The organism is Chloroflexus sp. MS-G, from assembly GCF_000735195.1.
Classification (GTDB): Bacteria; Chloroflexota; Chloroflexia; order Chloroflexales; family Chloroflexaceae; genus Chloroflexus.
In genome coordinates, this window is sequence record NZ_JPIM01000130.1 from 1 (window position 1) to 12,126 (window position 12,126).

Annotated in this window: 9 protein-coding genes; 1 reads left to right on the forward strand and 8 read right to left on the reverse strand. The window is 55.2% G+C overall.

The annotated features are described in order from the left end of the window. The first annotated feature begins 288 nt into the window (after positions 1–288). Complete coding sequence (locus JE47_RS0117430; protein WP_031460980.1) at positions 289–2,229, forward strand: ATP-dependent helicase; 1,941 nt, start codon at positions 289–291, stop codon at positions 2,227–2,229. 318 nt (positions 2,230–2,547) lie between these two features. On the opposite strand, the gene JE47_RS0117435 is transcribed toward JE47_RS0117430, so the two are convergent. The 8 genes from JE47_RS0117435 to JE47_RS0117470 form a co-directional block, all read right to left on the reverse strand. Then, positions 2,548–4,443, reverse strand: coding sequence for a protein kinase domain-containing protein (locus JE47_RS0117435; RefSeq protein ID WP_031460981.1), 1,896 nt, complete (start codon positions 4,441–4,443; stop codon positions 2,548–2,550). 395 nt (positions 4,444–4,838) lie between these two features. After that, a complete protein-coding gene (locus JE47_RS0117440; RefSeq protein ID WP_031460982.1) occupies positions 4,839–6,179 on the reverse strand; it encodes a S41 family peptidase in 1,341 nt (446 codons plus the stop codon). A 13-nt stretch (positions 6,180–6,192) separates the two neighbouring features. Continuing rightward, positions 6,193–6,951, reverse strand: coding sequence for a 16S rRNA (uracil(1498)-N(3))-methyltransferase (locus tag JE47_RS0117445; RefSeq protein ID WP_031460983.1), 759 nt, complete (start codon positions 6,949–6,951; stop codon positions 6,193–6,195). Positions 6,952–6,955: 4 nt separating this feature from the next. Beyond that, positions 6,956–7,990: a type I phosphomannose isomerase catalytic subunit gene (locus JE47_RS0117450; RefSeq protein WP_031460984.1), complete on the reverse strand. Its 1,035-nt coding sequence runs from the start codon at positions 7,988–7,990 to the stop codon at positions 6,956–6,958. Between the two features lie 29 nt (positions 7,991–8,019). Continuing rightward, positions 8,020–9,003 (reverse strand): 50S ribosomal protein L11 methyltransferase, encoded by a 984-nt coding sequence (locus JE47_RS0117455; RefSeq protein WP_031460985.1) that lies wholly within the window; start codon positions 9,001–9,003, stop codon positions 8,020–8,022. A gap of 32 nt (positions 9,004–9,035) precedes the next feature. Then, a complete protein-coding gene (gene cysS, locus JE47_RS0117460; RefSeq protein WP_031460986.1) occupies positions 9,036–10,454 on the reverse strand; it encodes a cysteine--tRNA ligase in 1,419 nt (472 codons plus the stop codon). A 42-nt stretch (positions 10,455–10,496) separates the two neighbouring features. After that, positions 10,497–11,267, reverse strand: a complete 771-nt coding sequence (gene epsC / locus JE47_RS0117465) for a serine O-acetyltransferase EpsC (RefSeq protein WP_031460987.1) — start codon at positions 11,265–11,267, stop codon at positions 10,497–10,499. Positions 11,268–11,544: 277 nt separating this feature from the next. Further along, a complete protein-coding gene (locus JE47_RS0117470) occupies positions 11,545–11,805 on the reverse strand; it encodes an FmdB family zinc ribbon protein (protein ID WP_031460988.1) in 261 nt (86 codons plus the stop codon). Between the last annotated feature and the right edge of the window lie 321 nt (positions 11,806–12,126).

A 12,126-nucleotide genomic window follows, 5' to 3' on the forward strand; every position in this document is an offset into this window, starting at 1 on the left:
CCCTTCCCCCCGGCCCCATTCCCTCCCGCGCTGCGGGAGAGGAAGGGGGAAGGAGGAAGGGGGGATGGAACATGGCGCGCGAAAGCATGTTGGCACCCCTCACGCAATGGTTGCACAGGGACGAGACGTGCCCAATGAGAAGGCTGGGTTTTTGATCAGGTTCTCAGGACGGGTTCGCGATAATGCATGGCTGTTCGTGTGCCATTGTGATGGAATGGGGCTATCCTGCGGTTTGGTATAATGCGCTGGCCCGACGGGAGAGATGACCTGTCGTATCGAGGATCAGCTATGGAATTGTTGAATCACCTTAATCCGGCGCAGCGATTAGCCGTGACTGCACCCATTGGGCCAGTGTTGGTCAAAGCGGGTGCCGGTAGTGGCAAGACACGGGTACTTACGTTGCGGATTGCGTATTTGATCACGCATTATGGTGTGGCACCGCAACAGATTCTGGCGGTGACGTTCACCAACAAAGCGGCACGAGAGATGCGCGAACGGTTACGCCATTTACTCGGCGCCCGGATTCGTGGTCTGACTAGTGGGACGTTTCACGCCGTCTGCACCCGTATTCTGCGTGAGTCGATTGAAGGTCGTTTAAAGGGGTACACTGCCTCATTTTCCATTTATTCTGAAGACGAGCAGTTACAACTGGTAGCAGAAGCGCTGGCCGCAGTTACCGAGACTCCGCCGCGTACAATCGAGGCTGATGAAGTGCTACGCCTGATTTCACGGGCCAAAAGTCGTATGCTTACCCCTCGGCTGATGGCGCGATTTGCTGTCGATCCGCTTGATCGTTTTATTGCGGCCTGTTACCGACGTTATCAGCGTGCACTTGAGCAGGCGAATGCCCTCGATTTTGACGACTTGATCCTAAATACCTACCGTTTGTTAAGTGATGATCCTGATCTGCTGTCCACGTATCAGCAACGCTGGCACCATGTATTGGTTGATGAATATCAGGATACGGATCCAAGTCAGCACGCTTTGATCGAGCTGCTCACCCGGCCAACGACGCAACGTCCCCGTTCGCTCTTCGTGGTGGGTGATGCAATGCAGAGTATCTACGGGTTCCGTAACGCTGATCACAGCATTATCAGCCGGTTTTCAACCGATTTTCCCGATGCCCAAGTCATAGAGTTGACGACCAATTACCGTTCGCGACAGCCAATTCTCGATGCGGCCTACGCCATCATCCGGCATAGTCGGAGTGTAGCGCCGATGGAGTTGCGCGCTGCTGCACGAGTCAATAGTGAACGCTGTGTCTTGATCAGTGAGGCGAAAGATAGCCGTGATGAGGCTGAACAAGTAGCGCGCACCATTGCCGATCTTCAGCGACAGGGACGACAATTACGCGAGATTGCCGTGCTCTACCGGACGCGACACATGAGTCGTCCGTTCGAGCAGGCATTTCGTCACGCTCGTATTCCCTATCTGGTACGCGGCGGTGTAAGTTTCTTTGATCGAGCAGTGGTACGTGATGCACTGGCTTATCTGCGCTGTATCGCGAATCCTGCCGATCATCTGAGCCTGACACGGATTGCCAATGTGCCAGCCCGTGGTTTGGGCGGACAGGCGTTGGCAACTATCGCCGCTTATGCCGCATCTCAGTCGTTGACCCTTAGCATGGCACTCGGTCACGCTGGCGTTATTCTTGGTCTGAGTGCACGTGCGGTTGAGGGGGCGCGTCGGCTCTTTGCACTGTTGCAGCGCTGGTGGCGGTTAGCCGAAGGCACGATGCCGCCCGATCACCTGTTAGCCGACGTGTTGGAACAGAGTGGCTACATGGCTGCCTTAGCTGAACGTTTCGATGCAGAGGAGCTGGCCGAAGCTCGTGCGTATTTGCAAGAGTTGATCCGGGCGGCTGAAGAGCACACCGATCTACGTTCGTTTTTGCAAGAAGTAGCACTGATGACTAATGTTGATGATGAAGACGACGAACGTGATCGCGTTCAGCTCTTAACGATTCACGCTGCAAAAGGTCTGGAATGGCCCTTTGTATTCGTGGTCGGTCTCGAAGAGGGTACGCTGCCGCACGAGCGAAGTATAGGCGATCCTGCGGCACTGGAAGAGGAGCGACGATTGTGCTACGTTGCGCTCACCCGTGCTGGCGAGCGGCTCTATCTCTCGTGGACAGCGAGCCGTAACCGGGGGCAGCGGCTGAAACCATCACGATTCCTCGATGAAATTATTGCGTTTGGCCGGGAACGAAGTCGACGTGAGCAGAGCTGATGTCAACCACCTGGGTGCGCGGGTCTCTGATCCGCGTATGCGGTGGGTGGCCGAGACCCATCAGTTGACGCATTCAGTACACCTCATCGCCAGGTACCCGCAAGCGAGGGCAGAGGGTCGAACCTATCTCTCCTGCTGCGATGACGTGCATGATCGGCGAGTTAACAGAAGACTGGTTAGAGCACCTTGGAAGGGGAAGCTATCCGTCCCTCTCCCTCCTCACCTCCATCTCCTGTCGGGTAGGGTAAAAACGCTGCAAAGCCACAGATACTCTGTGCGGTATTCATGCCCGCGTACAATCAGGTGATGATCGGCCTGTTACGACAAGACGAAAAGTGCCCCTATGACTAATAGCACCACAAGCAAAGCCGTCAATGCGACCAGCGCAATCCGTTCGAGATTCCAGAGGGGCACAGTGCTCGTGAGCATATCGTCTGGCCCGATCAGATACAGCTCACACTCTTGATCGTCGAGAATGCCATTAATTTGGGTCATGGTCACGCCTTTTATCCGCAGCATCGCCCGTAGCGGTCGGGTATCTTTACCGGCTTTCGTAATCGCCTGATCGATCAAGGCACTCAATGACCCCACACTACGCCACTGACTGTCGTAGAGATCAATCTCTGCTTCATAGACCTGCTGCGCACGCTGACGGAGGAGCGCACGGACGTTGTTGGGTAACCCTTCGCTATCGTCATCATTACTGTACTCAATCGCACGTCGTGACCAGCGGAACACCTTTTCTTCAGCCAGATTCCCATTCCCTTGACATTTCTCACAGCGAATCTTCTGGTACCCTTTACAGGTGGGACAGGTCTGTTCGATTGGATCGGCTTCATCATTGCGTCGTTTGCGTGGTTTAACGATCCCTTTGCCCTGGCACTGTGGACACATCACTTGCCCTGCTCCTTTACATTCCGGGCAGGTAAAGAAGCGGCGCGAACCCGGCAATACAACTTCACCACCTGCTTCCGAGTTAAAATCTTGCGGAGCCGGTAGCGGAACGTTCCAGAGTTCCAGGGCCGGTTCGGCTTGTGGCCGTTCATCGAGACGCATTGGTCTCGTTCGGATAGTTGGCTCAGTACGAGTTTCGTAGAGTACCTGCAACTCGTAGAAATAAATGTTAAAGCTGGCAATCGACTCGAACTCGATCAGTTGTCCTAACGCAGCGCGGCGGAAGTAGCCCTTCCGGCTCCAGTTATTAAGCCACTGCCGGACATAATTACGGCGATGCCACTTGTCGGCGCGCTTCCGCGCTTCGCTGAGAAAATCGTGAAACTGGCTGGCCAGATCGGCCAGTTCCGCACTCAGTGCCAGTTCGAGCGGATTCTCGAACCACTCAGCGCATGTTTCCCAGCGCGACTCCTCCATATCAGTGGTGGTCTGATCGAGCAGAGTGCGGAGTGCCAGCCGTAATGCGTTTGCAGCAGCACCGGCAGTCGTGAAACGCACGTTTGGATGGGGTGATAACATCCGCAAGAGGACTCGTTCGGCCAGGGCAAGTGCCTCTGGTTTCCCGGCGAGGTCTAACTCGACAATCAGGCCGGTGGGTGGGAGTTCACCACTGAGGAGATGATACGCGACAGCGCCGAGACTATAAATATCAAGGGCAGGACTGGCTTTATGCTCGGCCAGCCGCAATTCTGGGGCCGAATAGGGTGTCACATAATCTGCCTCATCGATCTGGCTCAAATCGGGTGCGTCGGGAGCAGCAGCAAGGCTGAGATTGGTGAGATAGGCATTGCCCTGCGGTGTGACCAGAATGTTAGCCGGTTGTACGTCACGATGGACGACCTGCTGTTCGTGAAGGTAATCAAGGACATCGGCAATCTGGTTAATAATCCGCATTGTCAATGCCAGGTCAAGCAGACCTTCGCTCAGCAGGTCGCTCAGTGGACGGGCATCGATATATGGCGTCACCATATAATCGCCATAGCGATCATCGTGACCGGCATCGATCACCGGTAACAGATGGGGATGGCTCAGGCTTGCAGCAAGGCGCGCTGCTAATTGAAACCGGCTGCTGGAAATCCAGTCGTGACGACGCAACAACGAAATAAAGACCGGTCGGTTGAGCGTCTGATGAACTGCTCGATAGATGATCGATAACTCATCCTGCCCAAGCCGTTCAAGCAGCAGGTATTCACGTAGTTCAGTGTTTTGCCCGTCTTTCAATCGTGGTTCAGGACGGATAAAAGGGCGTGGATTGTTCATGACCATCTCAGACCACCCCCACCGATTAGATCGTTTGTTCTAATTATATCCCATTTGTCAACGAGCCAGGTATCGTAACGGTTACATCGGCTCAATGCACTGCCTGGTTATCATATCCTGGCTATCATAGCATAAGGTGCTCTTTCATCTGACGACAGTAAGGAAATTGTTACCCGTGGTAGCTACCCGTTCTCTTTTGTTGATACCGGTTCACTGTTATACTGAAGTTGTGCCAGGTGGCAGTGGGCTGTCACGAGATTGGACACGCGATGGTTTTCATCCGTGTCATCCCTGCCAGTCAGGATCTCTGCCTCCCCAATCTCTACCTCACGCGGTGGTTGCAAACCACTTCCTCGCGCTTGCCCCTTGGCCCACTGCCTGGTTAACGGCCTCCATCAGGGGGCCGTTACAGTTTCAGGTGGGGGTGGTGGCGGCGGTGCAATTCCCTCTCGTAAGAGCCGGAGTGCCCAATAGAGTTGTGCATCAGCACAGCTCTGTTCTGCGATGCGGTCAGGTACACACGGTGCGGCATAGGCAGGATCGTTGGAGGCCGGCACAACGTGTTGGGGAGTAATCCCAACGCCATTGATAGCTTCTCCACTTGGGGTCAGCCAACGGGCGATCGTGATTCGCACGCTACTACCATCACGGAGGGTATAGATATTTTGCACCGACCCTTTGCCAAAGGTGCGTTCACCGAGCAATACGGTGTCTGGTCGTTGATCGCGTAAGGCCCCTGCTACGACTTCGGCGGCGCTGGCTGAGCTACCGTTGACCAGGACAACCATCGGCATATCAAAGAGACGACGATCAGGAGCGGCGGTGATAGTACGCAACTCTTTCTGTACACCGCCACGTTCCTGTTCGTACAGAGCGACGCCATCGTAGAACCGACCCAATACCTCTTGCGCAGTTGTTAAGAAGCCGCCGGAATTGTTCCTTAGATCGAGCACAATCGCTCGTGGTCGTTGCGGACGTAATTCAGCAATTGCGTTATCCAGCAGCTCGGTCGTGGTTGCCTTAAATTCCGTGATCTGGATGTAGGCAATTCCATCGTCTAGGAGAGCACTGTTTACAGTAATGATCGGAATAGCGGCGCGCGTGATTGCCACCGTAAAGACGCGATCTTCGGCTGGCCGACGGATGGTCAGGCGGACAACGGTACCAGCCGGGCCGCGAATCAGACTGATTGCACGGGCACTGGCATCGCGATCATTCAGACCGGCAATAAGCTCGGCAAGCGGTTGATCATCAACTGCCAGAATGATGTCACCCGGCTGAAGACCGGCCTTCAGCGCAGGCGAATTGGGGATAGGGCGATCAATAATGATCATACCTTTCTCAACACGCAGGTATGCGCCGATCCCTTCATACCGTCCTTCCATCGACTCGCGATTCTGCTGTGCTTCTTCCGGTTCCTGAAAAAAGGTATAGGGATCGTCGAGGGTCGCCAGCATGCCTCGGATTGCCCCGTAGATCATGCGCTTGCGGTCGATCACTTCTGGGCGGTAGAAGTTGCCCTCAACCAGGTCCCAAACATCCCAGAAGATAGCAGCCTGTTGGCGTCGTTCACCGGGCGTAAGCAGCCGGGCATCGGCGTTAGAAACACCGCTAATAAACACATCAATTGGTGAAACGCCGACAATCCGACCGGTAACCCAACCACCGAGAAAGGCGATGGCAATCACTGCCAGCCACTGGATTATCTTGCCGATAATCATCCATACCCGTTCCATTGTCATATCTTTTCTAGGTATGAAGTGCGTATTGAAGCATAGCCAGTGCCGCTATGGGGGCAGTTTCTGCCCGTAAGATGCGTGGTCCTAACGACACTGCCTGAATACCGTGATCGCTGGCAACAGCACGTTCATGGGGATCGATACCACCCTCTGGACCAGAGTAGATTGCGATCTGGCGCAGCGATGGCTGCTGCTGCAACACAGTACGCAAATGTGTTGTGGCTTGTTCATCGAGAAGTATTGCCAGATCAACAGTATGCGCAGCGCCGATGGCTGTCAGAAAGGGTTGCGGCTGACTGACCACAGGTAACCGCCCTCGCCCCGATTGCTCGGCTGCTTCGGTGACAATGCGTTGCCAGCGGGCCAGCCGATGTGCATCAATCTGATCCCTGCTGAGCGAACGGGCGAACACGACCGGTACGATACGATGTGCCCCCAACTCAACGGCTTTCTGCAACGCCCATTCAAATCGCTCAGGACGAATCAAGGCCAGATAGAGATCAAAGATGGCCGCTGGCTCACCGCTTGCCTGACAGCGGGCAATAATCTGTCCGTGGGCTAGCCGACGATCAAGGTGAGTAATTTCGACCACTGCTGCCATTCCTTGTCCATCGAGTAATATGACTCGATCACCGGTCCGCAGACGCAAGACCCGTGCCCATTGATGAATGAGCGTCGGATCGTCGATCACGATCTGATCGGTACGCAGCCAGGCCGGGTTGACAAAGAAGCGGCGTGTGTTCGGAAGCGTGAAGGTCTCTTCTGTCATCAGCTTACAGGAAGATCGGGCCAGCGCCTGGTTCGACGCCAACCGAGGTTATCAACGCTGGTATGTCGGGAATGTATGAACGGAGGAATACTCCATTATGACTCATGATCTGGTATTTACCCAGGGTTGCCGGTAACAAGACCGCTATGCCTTGTCGCAATTCGATCACTGTCTGCTGCCAGATCAGTTGCGCTGTACCGGCAATCACTGTCAGGATTTCGAGCGAAGCCGGATCGGTGGTAGCCGTCAATTGTCCCCGAATCTGCCAGCGTTCGAGCGCGAACGATGGACATGCCACCAGAAGTTCGCGCTGCTCATCCAGGACGAGCGGGCGTAAACGGGCGGTACGAGCCGGTTCTAGGCGGCTCACCGCCAGCGCCTGTTCGATATGTAAAGGGCGAAGCTGACCGGTGCGGGCATCACGCCGGTTGTAGTCGTATAACCGGTAGGTGAGGTCCGATTTCTGCTGAATTTCAAACAACATGATACCGGCATTAATGGCGTGAATCGTACCGGCAGGAACGAAGATCAGGTCGCCGGCCTGCACCGGTTGCTCGGCCAGTAAATCTTCAACTGTCCCGTCATTGATCGCCGTTGCCAGGGTTGCTCGTTCTATGTGAGTGCGAGTGCCGAGGGTCACAGTTGCGTTTGGTTCGGCAGCCAAGATGTACCAGGCTTCGGTTTTGCCGTGGAAGCCGGTATGCGCTTCAAATGTGTGGGCGTATTCATCGTCGGGATGCACCTGCACCGAAAGTCGGTCGGCAGCGTCGATGAATTTGGCCAACAGCGGCAAATCGGCGCCGTAGCGGGCAAATGGGCGTGTGCCAACCAGGGCCGGACCATACATACGGGCCAGGTCGGCAATTGTCATACCGGCCAATGCACCATTGCTCACCCGGTTGCTATCGAAAATCAGCCAGATTTCGCCTAGTCGTTCGGGATGAGGAGGTGGCAGATCAAGCCATGACGCCAGTCGCTGACCACCCCAAAGTGGCTCGACTAGTCGCGGTTCACAGAGAATTGGGTAGAGCTGCTGCATAGCACGTATCCTCGTTGTTGATCATCCCGTTATATTCGGCGATGTACCAGTGCCACCCATTCGCCTTCCACATGGCGCGCAATCGGTTGGAGGCCGGCTGCGGTAAAGGCGGCTGCTACCTCTTCTTCTTTAACATCGATGATACCACTACTAATGAGCAGACCCCCAGGCTTGAGTGCGGTTGCCAGATCGGGTGCAAGCGTGATCAGCACTCTGGCAATGAGGTTGGCCGCTATCAGATCGAACGTGGCTTGCAGGCCGTGTTCGTGCAGGGCAGGGTCTGGTTCGGGCGGGCCAAAATCACCCGAGAGCCAGTGCCCCATTGCCTGACCAACCCCAAGACTTCCTTCAGCCACAGTTACCGTATTCCCAACCCGATTGCGATCAATATTTTCCTGCGCCACTCGTACTGCAATCGGATCGTTATCGAGGGCCAGTACCCGACCGGCGCCGAGTTTAGCGGCTGCAATGGCGAGAATCCCAGAACCGGTACCGAGATCGAGCACGTCTTGCCCTGGTTGTACCAGTTGTTCGAGCAAGTTCAGGCAGAGACGGGTCGTCGGATGCAGACCGGTACCAAAAGCCATACCTGGATCGAGCAACAGTACAATATCGTCGGGTTGTGGTTGATATTCCAGCCAAGACGGTACGATGATCGTTCGTTTGCCTACCCGCATGACCGAATAAAATTGTTTCCAGGCGTTGGCCCAATCCTCTTCGGCCAGAGTACGGGTCTGGATCGGCCCCAGCGGACGAATCTGATGAACATGCCAGAGCGCATGCTCAATCTGTTGGCGCGTCTCTTCGACCTGCGCATCGAGTGGCAGATAGGTACGCAACCAAACCGGACGATGAGGATCATACTGAAACTCTGGCCCTTCGTCACCGGCGATCCAGCCCTGTTCGATCACGACTCCACCGTTGTAGCCGTAGCGAGCCAATATCTCGGCAACAGTCTCAACCGATTCTGGATCGACCTCTACCGCAATTTCAAGCCATGAGGTTGTCTGCATACCGACGTTGCTCCCTCTTGGACATCAGCGCCTTACCGATCCCACTTCCAGCGCGTTCCCTGTGGCCCGTCTTCCAGAATCACTCCCAGTTCATTCAAGCGGTTGCGCACCAGATCGGCCAGTGCGAACTGTTTTGCTTTCCGCAATTCGCTACGTACCTCCACCAGCAAGTCGATAAACGGCGTAACTTCGGCATTGGTTGTCTGCTGTCGTGGTTGCAGACGTAAACCGAGGACACCGGCCAGTTCGCGCAAGGTCTGCTGCCCGATTGCCAAGATGTCATCTGCCAGGCCGGCATCGCGTGCGGCATTGATTGCCCGTACCAGATCGAACAGGGCTGCCAGTGCCGCCGGGCTGTTAAAGTCGTTATCCATTGCCGTTATAAAACGCTGGCGGGCAAGTGTCGCTGCCTCCTGGAGGGCAGTTACCGCCGGGCCTTCACGGATCGTACCGGTTGCCGGTGCCAGTGCTGAGAGCAGTCGTTCGAGTTTGCGCTGATTATCAGCCGCAATCTCGTCGTTGTACGTTAGTGGACTGCGGTACGAACTGCTCAAGACGATGAGTCGAAAGACATCGGCATCGTAACGGCTGAGAAAATCGGCAATGGTCACGACATTACCCAGCGACTTCGACATCTTTTCGACCTGCCGGGTTTGGGGGTTGACCAGTTGCAACATCCCATTGTGAACCCAGTAGCGGGCAAAGCGTTGACCGGTCAGACTCTCACTCTGGGCAATCTCGTTTTCGTGATGGGGGAAGATCAGGTCAGTGCCGCCACCATGAATATCGATCTGCGGGCCAAGATATTCCATCGCCATTGCCGAGCATTCGATATGCCATCCGGGCCGGCCTGGTCCCCATGGGCTATCCCAGGCTGGTTCACCAGGCCGGGCTGCTTTCCAAAGGGCAAAGTCAGCCGGTGATTCTTTGCGTGGATCGACTTCAAAGCGTGTACCGCTCAACATCTCATCGAGTGAACGGCCAGAGAGCTTCCCGTAGTCTTCATCACGACGAACCCGAAAATAAACATCACCGTCGACCACGTAAGCATAGCCGCGTTCGATCAATCCCTGCACGAAGGCAATGATAGCCGGCATTGTTGTAGAGACGCGGGGATATGCCGTCGCCGGTAAGACATTCATTGCCTGCAACTGAGTCAGAAACTCGGCTGCATACTGCCCCGACAATGTCAGTGGGTCTTGACCAAGGGCATTGGCCCGTGCGATAACCTTGTCATCAATATCGGTGAAGTTTACAATATGCCGAACCTGATACCCACGAAACTCGAGGTAGCGGCGGATAACATCGAAGACGATGGCCGACATCGCGTGACCAATATGTGCTTCATCGTAAGGGGTCACGCCACACACATACATCCGCACTACACCGGGTTCAATCGTCTCGAGTGGTTCGAGCCGACGGGTCAGAGTGTTGTAGAGTTGAATAGTCATACGAACTCGCTACATTACATACGTTGCCGACGGACTGGCCTTTCAAATCCCGGCACCTTGATTATACTCTTCTTCGATAGGAGCCGAGTCATTCAAGAGTGTTTGCCAGAGTTGATCAGGTAACGCATTGTATTTTAACCGATGCTCCTCGTGGTGAACATGCGTAGCTGCTTCGAGATCGGCGATCCGCAGCTCGAGTTCCAGAATCTTATCGTGCAGGCCACGAAGCATCTCGCCCTCTGGGTCGGGCAACGGTTCGATCCGGCGCGACTGACCGGTAACCGGGTCGCGTCTGGCAACAATCCGAGCCGGTACACCCACCGCCGTTGTGTGGGGGGGGACATCTTTAACAACGACCGCACCGCCGCCGATTCGTGCCCCTTTGCCGATGGTGATGGCGCCGAGCACGATGGCCCCGACACCGATCACCACTTCATCTTCTACTGTTGGATGACGCTTGCCGGTTTGTTTACCGGTACCGCCTAACGTGACCCCCTGGTACAACATCACCCAATCACCGATCTCGGCAGTTTCTCCGATGACCACCCCCATCCCGTGGTCGATGAAAAAACCGCGCCCGATTCGGGCGCCGGGATGAATTTCGATACCGGTGAGGAAGCGACTGATCTGCGAAATCAGTCGTGGAATAAAAGGGATGTTCCGACGGTAGAGCGCATGGGCCAGGCGATGCAGAATAATGGCGTGTAAACCGGGGTAAAGCAACACCTCGGCCAGATTACGTGCCGCCGGATCATTCTTAAAAATAGCGCGAATATCGTCGCGCAAGACGCATAGTGCATGTGAAAGACCCATCGGATTACTCCGCTGAAGCGATAAATGCGAATGGCCAACGTACCGACAGACAAATGCACGAAGAACCGGGCTTGCGCAGTGGTGCGCAGACCGGTTCATGGGTAAGGAGGGGCGCCGCCACTTCAGACAGCGCCCCTAACGACAGTAACACCCGCAGAGGGGGGAGGAGAGAACAGAGAGCGATTGAGCAATAAGGTGAGAGGCCGCACCCTGCTCCCGTTGAGGGTAAGACCATTCGGTGTGGTGCAGGAGTGCACTGCGTTGCGCGGAAAGGTTATTAGTCGTCACTGGTGTCGCTCTTGGTATCACTCGTATCACCTTTGCCTGCACTGTTGCCGGTAACCGAACCACTGCTCGAGTTACGGCTATCGGTGATATACCATCCCGAACCTTTAAAGACAATGCCTGCCGGCTGAATCACCCGGCGCACCCGACCAGCCTGACCGCAGAGACAGACGGTCAGCGGCTCATCTTTAAAGCTCTGGAATTGTTCAAATTGCTTACCACAGGCATCACAGGCGTACACGTAGGTTGGCATAGCGCTGTTTCAACCTCCCTTGATCGTTGTTTGATGTATCACACACTGTATTGTACCCCAGAGTATCGGGATGCGCAATAAGAGGAATGTTAAAACCAGGAGTTTTCAGCGTTCTCAGCTTCATACCAATTCTGTTAAGAAGCACCGCTCACGTCTCATTACTGCTGAGTTTGGCGAGAACTTACAATGCTCTGCTTTCCCTCTCACCATCCCTCAGCGGAGGTTGCGGCAGGTCGGAAGTCAGCCGCTCTCAGAGCCTGATCAAAAACCCGGATTTCTTATCGGGAACGTACCGTGCGCAGCCATTGGGTGAGGGGGTCG